The organism is Arthrobacter sp. UYEF20, assembly GCF_040546335.1.
Classification (GTDB): domain Bacteria; phylum Actinomycetota; class Actinomycetes; order Actinomycetales; family Micrococcaceae; genus Arthrobacter.
In genome coordinates, this window is sequence record NZ_JBEPNP010000004.1 from 40238 (window position 1) to 57966 (window position 17729).

Consider the following 17729-nt stretch of genomic DNA (forward strand, 5'->3'; position numbering starts at 1 on the left):
GCCCACTAGACTGGGCCGGACGTGGCTGCCTCCGGCACGCCGTCGCGCCCGTCAGGTGGGAGTTCAATGAGGAATGTGGTCCGTCCGGCGGCCCTGGTCCATCCAGCCGGTAGCGTCACCGCAGAGCTGCGCCAGCAGTATGCCAGTGCCGGCCATGAGCAGCTGGACTCCTGTGGACGCGTGTTCCCCGAGGGGTTGCAGCTGCCGGGCCTCAGCGGCCTGATCCAGGAATCGTGGCGGCGTTCGGCGCAACTGCACGCCAACCCGGACAACCCCGAGGCCCCGCTGGTCATGGACCACGACGAACTCGAAGAGTACCGGCGGCAGCATCCGCTGGCCGCCATCATGCCGGTGATCCACAAACTCCTGGTCCTGCCGAGCCACGACAGCGGCATGCTGGTGGCAGTGGGCGATGAGATGGGCCGGCTGCTCTGGGTCGAGGGGGACGCCGCCATGCAGCGCCGGGCCGAGGGCATGATGTTCGTCCCGGGCGCCGACTGGTCCGAGGCGACCGTCGGCACCAGCGCCCCCGGCACGGCGCTGGCCCTCGGCCGGGGCGTCCAGATCTCCCGGGCCGAACACTACAAGCGCTCCGTCCACCCGTGGAGCTGCACGGCCGTGCCTTTCCATGATCCCGATTCCGGCGCCCTGCTCGGAGTTGTGGACATCACCGGCACGGAGTCCGCCGTCGCGCCGCACACCTTGTCCCTGGTCGAGGCCACCGTCGCCGCGGCGCAGGCTCATCTGCGGGTGGAACGCCTCCAATCGGCCGCAGCGCGGCAGTCCTCGCCGTCCCGACGCCGGAGCCCGGCGTCCGCCGCAAGGGCGGGGCATGCGGGCGCCGCCGCCGCCACCAGCCTCTACCGCAACACTCTCCAGCTCCTCGGCCGGGACCAGGCCCTGCTCAGCATCGATGGCCGCACCGTGGCCCTGTCCGGGCGGCACAGCGAAATCCTGGCACTGCTCAGCACCCACCCCGAAGGGCTCAACGCTGAGGAACTCTGCACCCTGTTGTACCCCGGGGAGGCCTCCACCATGACGCTGCGGGCCGAGATGGTGCGCCTGCGCAAGGTCCTCCAGCAGCTTAACCCGGACGCGGTTCCGGAATCCCGGCCCTACCGGTTGCCGATGGATCTGGTGCCGGACTCCGGACAGGTCCTCAACTGCCTGCAGCGCGGCGCCCACCGGATCGCCCTGGAGATCTACCGCGGTGCCGTGCTGCCGCGTTCGGAAGCGCCCGGTATTGCCGAACTGCGGAACCGGGTGTCCTCCCTGCTGCGGGAGGCTGTGCTGACCGACGGCAGCGCCGAATCGCTGCTGAAATACGCCGGGCTGCCGGAGGCGAGGGACGACGTCGAGGTCCGCAGCGCGGCGCTGAGGCTGCTGCCGCCACGCTCACCCAAGCGGGCCGCCGTCGTCGCCGATCTGGAACGGTTGGACAGCGAACTCAGCGCCTGAGGGTGCTGCGTGACCCGGATCACTTCGGTTGCAACCTGACTGCAACCTCCCGGCTCCTACGCTGGGTGCAACGGCTGCCGCCATGAACTGGCCGCCACCACTCTTGCACAGCAAAGGAGCTAGCAATGACTGTCTACGCACAGCCCGGTACCGAGGGATCGAAGGTCACCTTCAAGGACCGCTACGAGAACTGGATCGGCGGCGAGTGGGTTGCCCCGGTCAAGGGCCAGTACTTCGAAAACATCACCCCCGTGACCGGAAAGGCGTTCTGCGAAGTTGCCCGCGGCACCGCCGAGGACATCGAGCTGGCGCTGGACGCCGCCCACAAGATCGCACCGTCCTGGGGAAAGACCTCCGTCGCCGAGCGCGCCGCGATCCTGAACAAGATCGCCGACCGGATCGACGAGAACACCGAGATGCTCGCCGTCGCCGAGTCCTGGGACAACGGCAAGCCGATCCGCGAGACCCTCAACGCCGACATCCCCCTCGCCGCGGACCACTTCCGCTACTTCGCGTCCGCCGTCCGCGCCCAGGAAGGCCGGTTGTCACAGCTCGACGACGACACAACCGCTTACCACTACCACGAGCCGCTCGGTGTCGTAGGGCAGATCATCCCTTGGAACTTTCCGATCCTGATGGCCGTCTGGAAGCTCGCGCCGGCCCTCGCCGCCGGCAACGCCGTCGTCCTGAAGCCGGCCGAGCAGACGCCGTCCTCGATCCTGGTGCTGATGGAACTCATCGGCGACCTGCTGCCAGCCGGCGTCCTCAACGTCGTCAACGGCTTCGGCGTCGAGGCGGGCAAGCCGCTTGCCTCCAGCCCCCGCATCCGCAAGATCGCCTTCACCGGTGAAACCTCCACGGGCCGCCTGATCAGCCAGTACGCCAGCCAGAACCTGATCCCGGTCACCCTGGAGCTCGGCGGCAAGAGCCCGAACATCTTCTTCAACGACGTCGCGGACACCAATGACGCGTTCTACGACAAGGCCCAGGAGGGCTTCACGCTCTTTGCCTTCAACCAGGGTGAAGTCTGCACCTGCCCGTCCCGCGCCTTGGTCCAGGAGGGCATCTACGATTCCTTCATGGCCGATGCCGTGGCCCGGGTGGAGAAGATCATCCAGGGCAACCCGCTGGACACGGAGACGCAGCTCGGCGCCCAGGCCTCCAACGACCAGCTGGAAAAGATCCTCTCCTACATCGACATCGGAAAGCAGGAGGGCGCCAAGGTACTCACCGGCGGCTCCCGTGCCGAAATGACAGGAGACCTCGCCGGCGGGTACTACGTCCAGCCGACCATCTTCGAGGGCCACAACAAGATGCGGATCTTCCAGGAGGAGATCTTCGGCCCGGTGGTCTCCGTGACCCGCTTCAGCGACTACAACGACGCCATGGGCATCGCCAACGACACCCTCTACGGGCTGGGTGCCGGCGTCTGGTCCCGCAACGGCAACGTCGCCTACCGGGCGGGCCGCGAGATCCAGGCCGGCCGGGTGTGGGTCAACAACTACCACGCCTACCCCGCAGGGGCTGCGTTCGGCGGCTACAAGTCCTCCGGCATCGGACGCGAAAACCACTCCATGATGCTGGACCACTACCAGCAGACCAAGAACCTCCTGGTCAGCTACAACGAGAACAAGCTCGGCTTCTTCTAAGCCGCACCAAACAGGGCGGGGCGGATCAAGGAGTGGTCCGTCCCGCCCGTACCATTTGCACACCAGCGCGGGCGGACGCCGGCTCACTGCACACGCCCTATCGCCACACTCAAGCTTGATGACGCAAGGATTTCGCCATGACGACGACAATGACGACGACGACAATGCAAGCCGCAGTAGTAACCGAATTCGGCAAGGACCTGCAGATCCAGACCCTCCCCATCCCAGTGCCGGGACGCGGCGAGGCACTCGTGAAGGTACTGACCACCGGCGTCTGCCACACAGACCTCCACGCCGCGGAAGGCGACTGGCCGGTGAAGCCGACCCCGCCTTTTATCCCCGGCCACGAAGGAGTCGGCGAGGTCGTAGCCCTCGGTGAGGGTGTCACGGACCTGGCCCTCGGAGACCTCGTAGGCAATGCGTGGCTCTGGTCCGCCTGCGGCGATTGCCAGTACTGCCGCACCGGTTGGGAAACCCTTTGCGAAGCGCAGCAGAACGCCGGCTACAGCGTTAACGGCTCCTTTGGCGAGTACATGCTGGTGGACACGCGCTTCGCGGCCAGGATCCCGGCTGGCTCGGACCCCGTGGAGGTGGCCCCGGTGCTCTGCGCCGGAGTGACCGTCTACAAGGGACTCAAAATGACCGAGGCCCGGCCCGGCCAGTGGGTCACCATCTCGGGCATCGGCGGACTCGGCCACATCGCCGTCCAGTACGCGGTTGCCATGGGCCTCCGAGTTGCTGCGGTGGATATTGCAGATGACAAGCTCGCCCTGGCCAAGAAGCATGGTGCGGAGCTGACCGTCAATGCCCTGCACGCGGATCCCGCCGAAGTCATCCAGCGCGAAACCGGAGGTTGCCATGGAGTCCTGGTCACAGCTGTGCACCCGTCAGCATTCGGCCAGGCGATCGGGATGGCCCGCCGCGGCGGAACGATTGTGTTCAACGGCCTGCCGCCGGGTGACTTCCCGGCGCCGATCTTTGAGATTGTGCTCAAGGGCCTGACAGTCCGCGGTTCCATTGTGGGAACCCGGCAGGACCTGCAGGAAGCCCTGGAATTCTATGCCCAGGGCAAGATCCATCCCACGGTCTCCACGCGGGAACTCCCCGAAGTGAATGCTGTTCTTGACGAAATGAAGCACGCCAAGATCGACGGCCGCGTGGTTATCAAGTACTGATCAAGAAAGGGCACTGATGCCAGAGACAAAGCTCGACGCCGCCGTGACCCGCCCCGGTGAGGACTTCTCCCGGGTGGCGCTCACCCCGGAGGCGGTGGAACTTCTGCTCAAAATGTGGATCCAGCACGGACCGCTGATGTTCCATCAGTCCGGCGGCTGCTGCGACGGTTCCTCGCCGATGTGTTATCCGGCAGGGGAGTTCATTACCGGGGACTCGGACGTACTGCTGGGTCTGTTCGACATTTCGGATGGGCTTCGGCCCCAGCCGGTGGAGTTCTGGATGTCCAAGGAGCAGTTCACCTACTGGAGCCACACGCACCTGACCGTGGACGTGGTCCCGGGCCGGGGGAGCGGTTTCTCGGTGGAGTCGCCCGAAGGTAAGCGGTTCCTGATCCGGTCCACTTTGATGGATTGGCCGGTCTAAACCGGAGGACGGATCCGAAAGGGGTCTGTGCAGGGAGACCTGCACAGACCCCTTTCGTCTCAGTATGTGGGACAAAAATGGCCGTCCAGTGGATGGACACTAATCTGGATAGGTCTGTTTCCAACAAGCTACCGAGATTGTGGACTTTCCAATGAACTTATTCCGGACCAAATCCATCGAGCAGTCGATGTCTGACGCCGATGAACCCGGACGCAAGCTGAAGCGTTCGCTCAGCTCCTGGGACCTGATGATCATGGGTGTCGCCGTTGCCGTCGGCGCCGGTATCTTCTCGGTCGGGGCCAAGGCTGCCGCGAATTTCTCTGGACCGGCGGTGACCATTTCCTTCGCCATCGCCGCCATCACCTGCGCGCTCGCGATCATGTGCTACGCCGAATTCGCCACCGCGATTCCCGTGGCAGGCTCCGCGTATGTGTTCACCTACGCCACCATGGGCGAGTTGCTCGCCTGGATCATCGGCTGGAACCTGATCCTTGAACTGTTCACCGCCGCCGCCGTGATCGCCAAGTACTGGGGCATCTACCTGAGCAAGGTGTTCGCCCTGATGGGCGTCGACATTCCGCCGTCGATCTCCCTGGGCGGGATGGACCTCTACTGGGGCGCCTTCCTGATTGTCGCGGTGTTCACCGTGCTGCTGGTCCTCGGGACCAAGCTGTCGGCCCGGGTCGGCAACGTCTTCACGCTGATCAAGATCGCCGTCGTGCTCTTCGTCATTGTTGTGGGCTTCTCGTACGTGAAGTTCGAGAACTACGTCCCGTTCGTGCCCGCCTCGGAGCCGACCGGGGGTAGCGGAACTGCTGAAGTCCTCAAGCAGTCCTTCTTCGGCTTCCTCACCGGAGCCGCCCCCGCACAGTACGGCACGATGGGCATCTTCGCCGGCGCCGCCCTGGTCTTCTTCGCCTTTATCGGCTTCGACGTCGTCGCCACCTCGGCCGAGGAGGTCAAGAACCCGCAGAAGACGCTGCCCCGGGGCATCTTCGGTGGCCTCGCCGTCGTTACTGTCCTCTACATCCTGGTGTCGCTGGCGTTGACGGGCATGGTGTCCTACACCCAGCTGGCCGAGGCCGAGAACCCGACGCTGACCACCGCCTTCGAAGCGGTGGGGAATACCGACGCCGCCAAGATCATCGCTTTCGGCTCCCTCGTGGGCCTGACCACGGTGATCATGGTGTTGCTCATGGGTCTCTCCCGCGTGGTCCTGGCCATGAGCCGCGACGGCCTGCTGCCGCGCTCCCTGTCCAAGACCAGCACCACCCGCGCGACGCCGGTCCGCCTCCAGATCATCTGCGGGGCCGCGGTGGCTGTGGTCGCCGGGCTGACCAACGTGGACCTGCTCGAAGAAATGATCAACATCGGCACGCTGTCCGCGTTCGTCACCGTCAGCCTGGGCATCCTGGTGCTGCGGAAGAAGCGCCCGGACCTGAAACCGGCATTCCGCGTGCCGTTCGGGAAGGTACTCCCGATTATCTCGGCAGTTCTCTGCCTCTACCTCATGACGAACCTGGCCGTGGAGACCTGGATCTTCTTCGCAATCTGGCTCGTGATCGGCATAGCCATCTACTTCTCCTACGGCCAGCGGCACTCCCGGCTGAACGAGAAGTTCGCGGACGCCAAGGCTTCGGTCAACGGCCCGGCTGGCGACGCCGCCGGCGACGCCTCCGTGCCGGCCGCGGCCGAGGACCAGGACGCGCTCAGCCGCTCCTGATCGGGAGTGGCCGGTCCCGACCGCCGACAAAAACGAATTCGCTGGAGACGTGCAAATTCGCCGGGTGCTCCCGGCGAACTGGGCACGGCTCCGGCGAATTCGGCGTTTGGCCGTCCGGATCGGTTTACCACTTGGCATCAAAAGAGGCTCGCCTCAGGGCGAGGCGTAACGGCCGATCCACTCGACCAGTGGCCGCAGCTCCTCCCAGCGTCGGGCCACCTCTCCGGCTGCGTCCGGTGTGGAGAGCCAGCGGGGCCGTCCCAGATGCATCCCTGCGCTTAGCGACTTGTGCTTCAGCAGTTCCGCGCGGGGATGGTCTTTGTCGAAACCCCTCGGGACAGTTTTGAGGCTCTCGCCCTCTACCGCGAAGCCGACCGACTGAACCCCCTGCACAATCCCCTGCAGGACTCCGCCACTGGCCTCGGCATCCACGGCGTTGCGAAAGCGTGCCAGCTGCGCCGGCGTGTGGGTGTGGCAGCCTCCTCCGATGAGAAGGCCGTCCGCGCTGAGCTGGATGTAGAAGCCCACGCCCTCCGCGGTCGAGGCGAACGCCCCTTGCGCGGTTTTGTAGGGCGATTTGTCCAGGGAGAACCGGATATCCCTGTTGGGGCGGAAAAGCTTGGCTTCGCCGAACTCCGTTTCAAGCGCGGCCAGCAGCCCGGCCAGCGGTTCCTTGACCGCGGAGTCATAGGTGGCCTTATGTTCGAGCCACCATTCCCGGTTGTTGTTGTGTTCCAGCTCCGCATAGAACTCGAAGGCGGCGTCAGGGATGCCTGCAAATGGGGTCATGCATGCATCCTAGGGACATGGCGTGCCTCACCGCGAGGGGCGCAGCCCATATGTGGAAAGACGCAAACACCCTGCCATGGCAATCCTGTGACGGGGTGTTTGAAGTGCGCGGGCGAACCCGGACCAGGCCTAAGGATCAGACCTTGTTGGCAGCCTCGGCGGCGGTAGCTACGTCGGGTGTAGCAATTCGGCCACCGCGAGGAGTCGGTGAACGAGGTGGGTGTCTTCTTCAACAATCTTGACCGGCGGCTCGCCTCCAAAGACCAGCACCTCTGGCGAGCCAGGCAACGGAAGGCCGCAGGGGCGCCGTCTTCGGCCAGTCTCAGAGCTGTAACAATGCTCCCAATGTGGTTGACCTCACATTATGGTTAGATCAGACTTATTTTGAACGTCTGTTCGAACAGCGAACACCTTGGGTGTTGGGGGCACGCAGTTCCCATGCCATGGGCACATAGGAGTGAACATGAAACGTCGTATTATCGCCGTCCTGGCCGCCGCGTCGGTCCTGGGCCTCTCGGCTTGTGGAAGCGGCTCACCCAGTTCCACCGGCGGTGCCACCACCGGCGGAGCCACGGGCAGCACCGCGCTGACCAAGGTCAGCGTAGGCGTCATTCCGATCGTCGACTGCGCGCCGATCTACCTCGGCGACAAGCAGGGCTTCTTCAAGGAAGAAGGCCTGCAGCTGGACATCCAGACGGCCACCGGCGGCGCCGCGATCGTCCCCGGAGTGGTCAGCGGCAGCTTCGACTTCGCCTTCTCCAACCTGATCTCGGTCATGGTCGCCAAGGACAAGGGCCTCGACCTGAAGTTCGTCGCCAACGGAGCTTCCACCACGGGCGAGAAGGGCAAGGACATCGGCGGGGTCGTCGTTCCGGCCGGCTCAAGCATCCAGTCGCCGAAGGACCTAGCCGGCAAGACCGTCTCCGTGAACAACCTCTCCAACATCGGCGACACCACCATCAAGTCGGTTGTCGAAAAGGATGGCGGCGATCCCAAGAGCGTCAAGTTCGTGGAGGTGGCGTTCCCGGACGCCCCGGCGGCCCTGGCCAACAAGCAGGTCGATGCCGCTTGGATCCTGGAGCCATTCCTGTCCAAGGCTGTCGCCGACGGTGGCACCATCGTCTCCTCGAACTTCGTGGACATGAGCCCGGAGCTGGACATCGCCGGTTACTTCACCAAGGCGGACACCATCAAGGGCAAGGCCGAACTGACCCAGAAGTTCACCCGGGCCATGAACAAGTCCCTGGAATACGCCCAGGCGCATCCGCAGGAAGTCCGCGACATCGTCGGCACGTACACGAAGATCGACGAGCCCACCCGCGCCAAGATGGTACTGCCGCACTACCGCGTTGAATTCAACAAGGACGCCTTCAAGACCCTCGGCGACGCCGCCGCCAAGTACGGCACGCTGACCAAGGCCCCGAGCGCCGGCGATCTCCTGCCATGAGTTCAGACGCAATAGCTTCCCGCGGTCCCGCCCCCAGTGTGGGACGGGACCGCGGGCGGGACCGCCGGCAGGTCCGCAAGCTGCCGGTGAAGCAGCTGCTCGGCGCCGTTGGGATCCTCGGGTTCCTGGCCACGTGGGAGCTTATTCCCCGGCTGGGCATCATCGATGAACGCTATCTGCCCCCGGCCAGCGAGGTCATTGTGGCACTGGTCCGGGACTTCGGGCTCACCGCCTTCTGGATCTCGGTGGGCGAAACCATGGTGGCCTGGTTCCTGGGCCTCGTCATCGCCGTCGCCCTGGCCGTGCTGCTGGGCTTCATCATCGGCTCCAGTGACTTCCTGCGGAAGGCGACCAACTCCACCGTGGAGTTCCTGCGCCCGATCCCGTCGGTGGCGCTGATTCCCCTGGCGGTGCTGCTGTTCGGGGTGAAGATTGAATCGTCCCTCATGCTGATCGTCTACGCCGCCTTCTGGCAGGTCCTGATCCAGGTCCTCTATGGGGTGGCCGACGTCGACATGGTCGCCAACAACACCGCGAAGACCTACGGCCTGGGCCGGATGGCGCGGATCCGCTACGTGGTGTTCCCCACCGCCCTGCCTTACCTGATGACCGGCGTCCGGCTCGCCGGCACGGTGGCGCTGGTCCTGGCCATCACGGCGGAACTGGTGATCGGCTCGCCGGGCCTGGGCCGCGAAATCGCCCTCGCGCAGTCCGGCGGCGCCATCTCGGGGATGTATGCCCTGGTGCTGGCCACCGGCCTGATCGGCGTGCTGATTAACATGCTGATGCGCTTCATTGAGAAAAAGACCTTGTCCTGGCACTCCTCCGTCCGTTCCGAGGTGATCGCATGAAAGCCCTGAAGACCCTCGGCTACGTCCTGGCGCTGCCCGTGCTGCTGGTCCTGCTCTGGTGGGCCTCCACCCTGGGGGCGGTTAACTTCTTCGTCCCCACCCCGGCCACCCTGGTCAACAAATTCGGCGAGGTCTGGTTCAGCCCCCGTTTCTTCTCCGACGTGTTGCCCAGCCTCGGCAGGCTCCTGGTCGGCGTCGTCGCGGCGATCGTGATCGGCGTGGTCGGCGGCGTCCTGATCGGTTCGATCAAATGGCTCCGCGCCCTGCTGGAGCCGACGCTGGAGTTCTTCCGCGCCATTCCGCCGCCCGTCCTGGTGCCGGTGCTGATTCTCCTGATGGGCATCACGGATTCCATGAAGGTCGTGGTCATCATCTCCGGCTGCGTCTGGCCGGTGCTGCTGAACACCATCGAGGGCGTCCGGGCCGTGGATCCGGTGCTGTCCGACTCCAGCCACACCTACGGCATCGACGGCTGGGCCAGGGTCCGGTACCTGGTGCTCCCGTCGGCCAGCCCGCAGATCATGGCCGGTGTGCGCCAGTCCATGTCCCTGGGGTTGATCCTGATGGTCATCTCCGAAATGTTTGCCTCGTCCTCGGGACTGGGCTTCACCATCGTCCAGTTCCAGCGGTCCTTCGCCATCCCGGAAATGTGGTCCGGCATCGTAGTGCTCGGCCTGCTGGGCGTGGGCCTGTCATTTATGTTCCAGTGGGCCGAGCGCAATATCCTGCGCTGGTACCACGGCCAGAAAGAGGTAGAAAATGCAGCCTGACTCAACTCACGCGGACCCGGAGCCGATGCTCTCCGTCCGCGGACTGAAGAAGGTGTACCAGACCGACGGCGGCGGCGTCGAAGCGGTCCGGAACCTCACCTTCGATCTTCGCGCGGGGGAGCTGGCCTGCCTGGTGGGCCCCTCGGGGTCCGGCAAGACCACGCTGCTGAAGTGCATTTCCGGGCTGATGGCCCCGACCGAGGGCGAGGTGCTGCTGGACGGCAAGCGCGTGGTGGGCCCGCCGAAGAAGATGGCCGTGGTGTTCCAGGAATACGGCCGCTCGCTCTTCCCCTGGATGCGGGTCCGCGACAACGTGGAGCTGCCGCTGAAGAACCAGGGCGTGCCCAAGGCGGAGCGTGACCGGCTGGTGGACGAGGCCCTCGAGGCTGTGGGCCTGTCCCACGTCCCGCGGTCCTACCCGTGGCAGCTCTCGGGAGGCATGCAGCAGCGCGTGGCGATTGCGCGGGCGATCGCCTACCAGCCCGAGGTCCTGCTGATGGACGAGCCGTTCGCGGCGGTGGACGCCCAGACCCGGGCGGACCTGGAAGACCTGATCCGCACCGTTTGGAAGAAGCTGGGCATCACGGTGCTCTTCGTGACCCACGACATCGATGAGTCCGTCTACCTCGGCGAGCGGGTCATCATCCTCTCCAGCTCCCCGACCGTGGTCCAGGAGGACATCGTGATCGATCTCCCGGAGGACCGCGACCAGTTGGAGACCCGGTCCCTGCCGCGCTTCACCGAACTCCGCCACCACGTCTACGAGCAGATCCAGCTCGCCAAAAAGGGCCACCGCCCGGCGGCAGCAGGATCGGCTGCGGCAGCCGGAGGTTCTGCTGCACCTACCTCTGCGGCGGGCACGACGTCGGCAGTCGCCTCTGGTGCCGACATCGCCTAGCCACTTACAGCACAACAAAGAACACCCCGCCACGGAAGATCCGTGGCGGGGTGTTCTTTTGTCTGGAGCTGGTTAGCCGATCTTATTGGCTGCCTCGGCGTCGGAGGTGACAACGTCTGCCCCTACCGCACCCAGGTTGGCGCGCAGCTTGGCGCCAAATTCGGCGTCGACGTTGGTCCAGTACTGGATGGCGCGTTCCTTGATGCCGGCGTTCTTGACGCCGCTGACGGCACCGGTAACGGTGTCCAGCAGGCGGGCCTTCTCGCCGTCGTTGTAGACCTCGCGGTACAGCGTGCCGGCCTGGCCGAAGTCGCCGTCCTCAGCGTGCAGGGAGTGCGCGGAGAGCGTGAGCTCGCCGTCGTTCTCCCAGCCGCCGGCCGCTACGCCAGGCTCCACGGCAGCCGGGCCGCCGAGGGAGTTCGGAGCGTAGACCGGAACGGTGGGGGCGTTAAAGCTGTAGCGCCCCTGGCCGTCCTGGCTGTAGTTGTTGACCTGGCTCTTGGGCAGGTTCACCGGGAGCTGGGCGTGGTTGGTGCCCACACGGTAGCGGTGTGCGTCCGCGTAGGAGAAGATGCGGGCCTGCAGCATCTTGTCCGGGGAAGCCGCGATGCCCGGCACGAAGTTCGACGGCGCGAAGGTGGCCTGTTCGATCTGCGCGAAGTAGTTCTCCGGGTTCTTGTTCAGCTCCATGGTGCCGACCTTGATCAGCGGGTAGTCCGAGTGCGGCCACACCTTGGTGAGGTCGAACGGGTTGAAGCGGTACGTCTTGGCATCCTCGTACGGCATGACCTGAACGTGCAGGTCCCAGGACGGGAAGTTGCCGGCGGCGATGTTCTCCTGCAGGTCGCGGATGTAGAAGTCCCCGTCCGCGCCGGCCAGAGCCTCGGCCTCGTCGCCCGTCATGGACTTGACGCCCTGGTTGGACTTGAAGTGGTACTTGACCCAGAAGCGCTCGCCCTCGGCGTTGATCCACTGGTAGGTGTGCGAGCCGTAGCCCTGCATTTCGCGCCAGGAGGCGGGCAGGCCGCGGTCACCCATGAGCCAGGTGACCTGGTGGGCGGACTCGGGGGAGAGGGTCCAGAAGTCCCACTGCATGTCGGCGTCGCGCAGGTGCGTGCCCGGGAGTCGCTTCTGCGAGTGGATGAAGTCCGGGAACTTGATGCCATCGCGGATGAAGAACACCGGGGTGTTGTTGCCGACGAGGTCGTAGTTGCCCTCGGTGGTGTAGAACTTCACGGCGAACCCGCGGGGGTCGCGCCAGGTGTCGGGGGAGCCTGCCTCGCCGGCCACCGAGGAGAAGCGGATGAGCATGTCCGTCTCGGTGCCGGGCTGGAAGAGGGCAGCCTTGGTGTACTTCGAGACGTCCTCGGCGGTGGTGAAGGTACCGAACGCGCCACCGCCCTTGGCGTGGACTACGCGCTCCGGGACACGCTCGCGGTTGAACTGCGCGAGCTTCTCGATCAGGTAGTGGTCGGTCAGGATGATGGCGCCGTCGGCGCCGGTCGTCTGGGAGTGGGCATCGGACGCGACCGGTGCGCCCGACTGCGTCGTCGACTGGGCTGGGGCGGATACGGGTGAGATGGGCGCAGAAATGTTCGCAGTCATCTTTCTCCTTCTGGTTGGGTTTCTTAGGTTCGATCGGAGGGAAGTTTTTGGGTGCGCTGGCAGTCCTGGCAGATGCCCTGGTACATCACGTCGGCGATCTGGATGGTCATCGGCTTGGCGCCCTCGTCCCAGTGCGGGGTGAGGCACGGCGCGTGGCCCACGGCGCAGTCCACGTCCTCGACGCGTCCGCAGCCGATGCAGACGGCGTGGTGGTGGTTGTCCCCCACGCGTGTCTCATACAGGGCGGGGGAGTGCGGGGGCTCGAAGCGGCGCAGCATCCGCAGATCCGTCAGGTCACCCAGGACAACGTAGACGGACTGGGCTGTCAACTCGGGCAGTTCCTGGCGGGCGGCGGCAAGGATGCTCTCCGCGCGGGAGTGCGGATGGTGTTCGACGGCGGCGAGCACGGCCAGGCGCTGCTTGGTCACCCGGCGGCCATGGGCACGCAGGGCGGCAGCCCATGCATCGTGGGTGCCCGCTGAATCCGTCATACCCCCATTCAAGCACTTATTATGATTGGATCACAATAAGGCATGGCTTACGGCGGGTCGTGTGACGCCTCTGATGACGCGCGGGCCCCGGGTGGGGGGACATGCTCGCAGGCGGCGGGACTAAACTCTTGACTTAAGGCTCGGTCCTGCTGCTGCCGGGAACATGGCCGGGAGCGCGGCGTGGGAGGAACAGTGCATCAGCATCACAACGGACTGAAAACAGCGGCCCTGTTCGGCGTCCTGTGGGCGGTGCTGCTCGGGCTCGGTGCCGTGATCGGGGCCGGAACCCGGAGTGCCACACCCATCTGGATCATGGCCCTGATCGGCGTGGGCACCACGGCCTACGGGTACTGGAACAGTGACAAGATCGCCATCCGGGCGATGCAGGCCTATCCGGTGACGGAGGCCGAGGCACCGCAGCTCTACCAGATTGTCCGGGAGCTCTCCACCAGCGCCCAGCAGCCGATGCCGAGGATCTACCTCTCGCCCACAATGGCCCCGAACGCATTCGCCACCGGCCGGAACCCGCAGAACGCGGCGGTGTGCTGCACCGAGGGAATCCTGCGGCTGCTCGATGCCCGGGAACTCCGCGGAGTGCTGGGCCACGAGCTGATGCACGTCTACAGCCGGGACATCCTGACCGCCTCGGTGGCGGCCGCCGTCGCCGGCGTCATCACCTCGGTGGGGCAGATGCTGCTGTTCTTCGGCGGAGACCGGCGCAACGGAAACCCGCTCGCGATGATCGCGATGGCGCTGCTGGCCCCGTTTGCCGCGTCGCTGATCCAGATGGCCATCTCCCGCACCCGGGAGTTCGACGCCGATGAGGACGGTTCCGCGCTGACCGGGGACCCGCTGGCGCTCGCCTCCGCCCTGCGCAAGATCGAGCAGGGCGTGCAGCTGGCGCCGCTTCCGCCGGACCAGCGGCTGGTCAACGCCTCGCACCTGATGATCGCCAACCCGTTCCGGGGCGGCGGCATGGCGAAGCTGTTCTCGACGCACCCGCCGATGAGTGAGCGGATCGGACGCCTGGAGCGGATGGCCGGCCAGCAGCGCGGCTAGGCTCCGGGCTATGGGACGCTCGACGGCGGCGTCCGACGACACGGAAAAAGGATGACGGAAACTTGCGCCGCGGACGGGCCGCTAGCTGCGGAAGTTCACGAACTGCAGGTCGGCCTCGTCGAAGCCTTTCAGCAGGTTCATGGTCTCCTGAAGGTCATCCCGGGACTTGGAGGTCACGCGGAGCTCGTCGCCCTGGATCTGGGACTTGACTGACTTGGGCGCTTCGTCGCGGATGAGCTTGTTGATCTTCTTCGCCAGGTCCTGGGCAATGCCCTCCTTGATGGAGGCCTCCAGCCGGAACTCCTTGCCGGATGCGTAGGGCTCGCCGGTATCGAGGGACTTCAGCGAAATGCCGCGGCGGATGAGCTTGGACTGCAGCACGTCCAGGACCGCCAACACGCGCTCCTCGGAGTTGGCCTTCATCAGAATCGTCTCGCCGCTGAAATCGACCTCGGCGCCGACGCCCTTGAAGTCGTAGCGCTGGACGAGTTCCTTCTGGGCCTGGTGCAGCGCGTTGGCGACTTCCTGCTTGTCTACCTTGCTGACGACGTCGAACGTGGATTCGCCTGCCATGACTGTCCTCCTGGTGGTTGCTGGGGTGCCTGCTGAGAGGCGGTGATGCCTGCATTCCAGCCTAGTACGGATGCTCCTGATGTGAAGCTCGGCGGGGCGTTGTCCCTGTTCACAGTCCGCTCAAAGCTGAGTCAGGGCCGGAACGAAGTTTTGGGTGGCAGAGTCACAGGAGTTGGAAGAGTCGCTCGAAAGGTACAGCTCATGCAGAACAAGGCCGTCCACTATGTCATCCGCTCCACCGCAGCCGCCGCAGGCGGTTTCGCCACGGCCGCGACGTCCGTGGCGGCCGCAACGCTGGCGGCGTCGATCATCTTCAGCCCGGCCGCGGATGTGTCAACACGGATGGACGGCGTCCAGGCGGACCTGGCGCGTGCCGTCCAGCTGAACCAGATCACGGCGGAGCAGGCATCCAAATTCGAGTCCAAGATCGCCGCACGCATCCTTGGGGATGCCTGATATTCCGGGCTTTTTGGGGCTGCAGGGCGCCGATTCGATTCTTCGGCGGAAGTTCTGTAAAGTTGTCTTGCCCGCGGTTGCTGGAAGCGGAACGGACTGGAAACAGGCGTTCTGAGGCCGGAAGCCGCGAGTGATCTTCTTTTGAAGTTCGGCAGATTACCCGAGCGGCCAAAGGGGGCTGACTGTAAATCAGCTGGCAACGCCTACGGGGGTTCGAATCCCTCATCTGCCACCCTTGGAAAAGCCTCCGGAACCAACAGGTTCCGGAGGCTTTTTCTTTTGCCTGCTCCAGCCGGGCGGGCTGATGAGTCATCCATCCGGGGGAACTTCTTCATCCTCCAGTTGGAACCCACCCCAAATGCGCTTCAGGGGCGTGTAGGCCCGCTTAGGGTGAAGGCATGTTCAAGACGATCACGCATCTGAGGCTCCTCGCCGCACCGGCCACGGCCATGCTGCTTCTGGGAACCCTCCTTATTCTGGAACAGAGGCATTTCGACCGGAACAGTGCATTGTTGCTGGCGCTCCTGACCGGTGTCGCCGTCGCCGAGATCCTGCCGGTGGCTGCCCTGGGGTTGGTCTTCGTCGCTCTGGTCCTGCAGACCTTCAAGGTCGTCCCACTGGTGCTTCTATCGGGAGTTCTGAGTTACGCAGCTATTCCCGTCGTGATCTTCTTCGCGGTGATCGGCTGGAAATCCCGGCACCGTTGGATCTTCCCTGCAGCGGCTCTCATATTTGCCGGCATCACGACCGTCAACTGGTTTACCGACCAGACCTGGATAAATATCATCTTCGGCAGCCCGATCTATGGCAGGGGACTGCTGCGAACCCTCACGTACGCCTTTCTGATCTTCGGGGCCTTCGCCGCCCTGAACCTCGCCGCCTGGGCCGTTGGTGTGGCCGTCAACAACGTCTCGAGAAGCCGCAAGGCCCAGCTCGCGGCGGAGGCCCGGCTGCGGGAAACGGCGACTGAACTGGCCCTCGAACACGAACGCAACAGAATCGCCATGGAACTGCATGACGTCCTGGCACATTCACTGACAGTCATCGTGGCCCAGGCCGATGGAATTCGCTTCATCCACCGTGCCGAACCGGAGTCCGTCGAGGAAGCCTCCACGGTCATCGCCGAAGCTGCGAGGACCGCATTGGTCGAAACGCGCCGGCTGATCGAAGGATTTTCCGCGGAGATCGGCGACCAGCCGGTTCACGGGATTGACGATCTGGGGACTCTTGCCGAACGGTTGAGCGCCAGCGGCATGCCGGTCCAGATCGAAACGACGGGCCAGCCCCGGCACATGACCCCCATGCAGCACCTGACGGTCTACCGGCTGGCGCAGGAGAGCCTGACGAATGCCTTCAAGCACGCGGACCGGGGCAAGGGCACACGCCTCCACCTGGTGTGGACTGCAGCGTCTCTTGAGCTCCGTGTCCGCTCTGCGCTGATCCGCGGGCCGGAATCGCCGCCGGAGGATCCGCCGTCGGGCAGGGGGATAGCGGGAATGAAGGCCCGGGCCGCAGCCGCGGGCGGCTGGGTCGAAACCGTCTGGGGCGAAGAGACCTTCGAAGTGATGGCGTTCCTCCCATCGGCAGGTCCTGACCAGCACCCTGACCAGCACCCTGGGGCGGCCCCGGAAGAGCCGCGCCTCCGCGCTTTGGAAGGAGCTACGCCATGACCGCCGTCCCAATCCGGATTGCCCTGGCCGATGACCAGCCGCTGTTCAGCGCCGGACTCAAAATGATCCTGCGCAGCCAGCCGGACATGGATCTCGTCGGCGACGCCGTCAACGGAGAGGCCGCCGTCAAACTCGTGCAGGACACGTTTCCTGATGTGCTCCTGATGGACATCAGGATGCCGGTCATGGACGGAATCACCGCCACGAGGAAGATCCTGGAATCGCCTGCCGGGATTTCAACCAAGATCATTGTGCTGACCACCATCCAGCATGACGAAGCCGTGGTCCGTGCCATTCAGGCCGGTGCCGCCGGCTTCCTGACCAAGGACACCACGCCGGACTTCCTGCTGGCCGCCATCCGAACGGTTCACTCGGGCCACTCCGTCATCGCCCCGGCCCTCACCAACGAACTCCTGCGGGACTACACCACGCCTTCAACCGGGAACGACGGCGCGCTGGTAAACCTCTCGGGGCGGGAACGCGACGTGTTTCTCCTGACTGCCAAGGGGCTGGGAAACGCCGAGATCGCGGCGTCACTGGTGCTCAGCGAGGCAACCGTGAAGTCACACGTGGGCAGCATCCTGGCGAAACTCAAACTTAAGAACCGGATCCAGCTCGTTGCCTTCGCCTACGAAAACAACGTACTCAACTAACACCCGAAACCGCCCGACCCAACGAGGCCTTCCCGGAG

17 protein-coding genes and 1 tRNA gene are annotated in these 17729 nt (G+C 65.0%); 14 read left to right on the forward strand and 4 right to left on the reverse strand.

What is annotated here, in order from left to right; translation table 11 throughout:
• The first annotated feature begins 66 nt into the window (after positions 1-66).
• The 5 genes from ABIB26_RS05975 to ABIB26_RS05995 all read left to right on the forward strand — a co-directional run bounded on the left by ABIB26_RS05975 (position 67) and on the right by ABIB26_RS05995 (position 6429).
• The gene (locus ABIB26_RS05975; protein WP_354240513.1) at positions 67-1458 is read left to right on the forward strand and encodes a GAF domain-containing protein; all 1392 of its coding nucleotides are present in this window, start codon (positions 67-69) and stop codon (positions 1456-1458) included.
• 125 nt (positions 1459-1583) lie between these two features.
• Positions 1584-3107 carry an acetaldehyde dehydrogenase ExaC gene (gene exaC / locus ABIB26_RS05980; protein WP_354240515.1) on the forward strand — a complete coding sequence of 508 codons (1524 nt, stop codon included), beginning with the start codon at positions 1584-1586 and terminating at the stop codon, positions 3105-3107.
• Positions 3108-3271: 164 nt separating this feature from the next.
• Positions 3272-4282, forward strand: coding sequence for an alcohol dehydrogenase AdhP (adhP, locus tag ABIB26_RS05985; RefSeq protein ID WP_354240933.1), 1011 nt, complete (start codon positions 3272-3274; stop codon positions 4280-4282).
• A gap of 16 nt (positions 4283-4298) precedes the next feature.
• Positions 4299-4706: a DUF779 domain-containing protein gene (locus ABIB26_RS05990; protein WP_354240517.1), complete on the forward strand. Its 408-nt coding sequence runs from the start codon at positions 4299-4301 to the stop codon at positions 4704-4706.
• 151 nt (positions 4707-4857) lie between these two features.
• On the forward strand, positions 4858-6429 hold the full coding sequence (locus tag ABIB26_RS05995) for an amino acid permease (RefSeq protein ID WP_354240519.1): 1572 nt from the start codon (positions 4858-4860) through the stop codon (positions 6427-6429).
• A gap of 153 nt (positions 6430-6582) precedes the next feature.
• Here the strand turns inward: ABIB26_RS05995 and ABIB26_RS06000 are convergent, their stop codons facing one another.
• Positions 6583-7218 carry a DUF2461 domain-containing protein gene (locus tag ABIB26_RS06000; RefSeq protein WP_354240521.1) on the reverse strand — a complete coding sequence of 212 codons (636 nt, stop codon included), beginning with the start codon at positions 7216-7218 and terminating at the stop codon, positions 6583-6585.
• Positions 7219-7681: 463 nt separating this feature from the next.
• Between ABIB26_RS06000 and ABIB26_RS06005 the strand changes: the two genes are divergently transcribed.
• From ABIB26_RS06005 to ABIB26_RS06020, 4 genes are read left to right on the forward strand one after another with little or no spacing between them, the layout of a single operon-like run.
• On the forward strand, positions 7682-8665 hold the full coding sequence (locus tag ABIB26_RS06005; protein WP_354240523.1) for an ABC transporter substrate-binding protein: 984 nt from the start codon (positions 7682-7684) through the stop codon (positions 8663-8665).
• Positions 8662-9516: an ABC transporter permease gene (locus ABIB26_RS06010; RefSeq protein WP_354240525.1), complete on the forward strand. Its 855-nt coding sequence runs from the start codon at positions 8662-8664 to the stop codon at positions 9514-9516. The genes ABIB26_RS06005 and ABIB26_RS06010 overlap by 4 nt, the downstream gene beginning before the upstream one ends.
• On the forward strand, positions 9513-10286 hold the full coding sequence (locus ABIB26_RS06015) for an ABC transporter permease (RefSeq protein WP_354240527.1): 774 nt from the start codon (positions 9513-9515) through the stop codon (positions 10284-10286). Before ABIB26_RS06010 ends, ABIB26_RS06015 begins: the two co-directional genes overlap by 4 nt.
• Entirely contained in the window at positions 10276-11184 is a 909-nt protein-coding gene (locus tag ABIB26_RS06020; RefSeq protein WP_354240529.1) for an ABC transporter ATP-binding protein, read from the forward strand. The genes ABIB26_RS06015 and ABIB26_RS06020 overlap by 11 nt, the downstream gene beginning before the upstream one ends.
• 72 nt (positions 11185-11256) lie before the next feature.
• Here the strand turns inward: ABIB26_RS06020 and ABIB26_RS06025 are convergent, their stop codons facing one another.
• Complete coding sequence (locus ABIB26_RS06025) at positions 11257-12789, reverse strand: catalase (protein ID WP_354240531.1); 1533 nt, start codon at positions 12787-12789, stop codon at positions 11257-11259.
• Positions 12790-12812: 23 nt separating this feature from the next.
• Positions 12813-13280, reverse strand: a complete 468-nt coding sequence (locus ABIB26_RS06030) for a Fur family transcriptional regulator (protein ID WP_354240533.1) — start codon at positions 13278-13280, stop codon at positions 12813-12815.
• 192 nt (positions 13281-13472) lie between these two features.
• Between ABIB26_RS06030 and htpX the strand changes: the two genes are divergently transcribed.
• Entirely contained in the window at positions 13473-14339 is an 867-nt protein-coding gene (gene htpX / locus ABIB26_RS06035; protein WP_354240535.1) for a zinc metalloprotease HtpX, read from the forward strand.
• A gap of 81 nt (positions 14340-14420) precedes the next feature.
• Here the strand turns inward: htpX and ABIB26_RS06040 are convergent, their stop codons facing one another.
• Positions 14421-14912 carry a YajQ family cyclic di-GMP-binding protein gene (locus ABIB26_RS06040; protein ID WP_354240537.1) on the reverse strand — a complete coding sequence of 164 codons (492 nt, stop codon included), beginning with the start codon at positions 14910-14912 and terminating at the stop codon, positions 14421-14423.
• Positions 14913-15113: 201 nt separating this feature from the next.
• On the opposite strand from ABIB26_RS06040, the gene ABIB26_RS06045 reads away from it, so the two are divergent.
• The 4 genes from ABIB26_RS06045 to ABIB26_RS06060 all read left to right on the forward strand — a co-directional run bounded on the left by ABIB26_RS06045 (position 15114) and on the right by ABIB26_RS06060 (position 17691).
• Entirely contained in the window at positions 15114-15368 is a 255-nt protein-coding gene (locus ABIB26_RS06045; protein WP_354240539.1) for a hypothetical protein, read from the forward strand.
• Positions 15369-15518: 150 nt separating this feature from the next.
• Positions 15519-15600, forward strand: a tRNA-Tyr gene (locus tag ABIB26_RS06050).
• Between the two features lie 166 nt (positions 15601-15766).
• Positions 15767-17038 carry a sensor histidine kinase gene (locus ABIB26_RS06055; RefSeq protein ID WP_354240541.1) on the forward strand — a complete coding sequence of 424 codons (1272 nt, stop codon included), beginning with the start codon at positions 15767-15769 and terminating at the stop codon, positions 17036-17038.
• Complete coding sequence (locus ABIB26_RS06060) at positions 17035-17691, forward strand: response regulator (protein WP_354240543.1); 657 nt, start codon at positions 17035-17037, stop codon at positions 17689-17691. The genes ABIB26_RS06055 and ABIB26_RS06060 overlap by 4 nt, the downstream gene beginning before the upstream one ends.
• The last annotated feature ends 38 nt before the right edge of the window (positions 17692-17729 follow it).